The following is a 471-nucleotide window of genomic DNA, read 5'->3' as shown; positions in this document are numbered from 1 at the left end:
TCAAGCAGTGATGAGCCATTCAATGGGCTTCAATTATCCTAATGCAGCACCAATGGGTTATCTTTAACTCTTTCTTTTAAATGAGCTTTTCTGATTAACATTGATGCATTCTCTGCTGATTCGTCATCATGAATTTCCCATCCAACAATCTTTCGACTAAATATAACGAGTATCAAATATAAATAAAAATGCAGCCCCTTAGCGGGACCTGGTAACCAAGTAATATCCCAACACCACCCTTGGTTCGGCCCTGTAGCACAGTGTGTCGTCGGTACTTTTCTCTCTTTTATCTGACTACGTCCGCGAGCGTTTTGCTGTTTTTCTTCATGAAGAACACGATAATATGTTGATTCAGAAGCAAGATAAATACCCTCATCTGCTAATGTTGGGACGATTTGGCTTGGTGGTAAGCTCTTAAAATCATCGCTATTAACGATGGCTAATATGTTATCTCTCTCTTCTTTTGATAGC

Annotated in this window: 1 protein-coding gene; it reads right to left on the bottom strand. The window is 39.5% G+C overall.

The features are described 5' to 3' along the window. Positions 1 to 38: 38 nt before the first annotated feature. Positions 39 to 471 (bottom strand): DDE-type integrase/transposase/recombinase (locus tag CWB78_RS18855; RefSeq protein ID WP_171040372.1); only part of this gene is annotated, 433 nt, incomplete at its 5' end.

The organism is Pseudoalteromonas sp. S1612 (genome assembly GCF_005887175.1).
In the GTDB taxonomy this organism is placed as follows: domain Bacteria; phylum Pseudomonadota; class Gammaproteobacteria; order Enterobacterales; family Alteromonadaceae; genus Pseudoalteromonas; species Pseudoalteromonas undina.
This window is presented reverse-complemented; position numbering and strand designations above follow the sequence as displayed.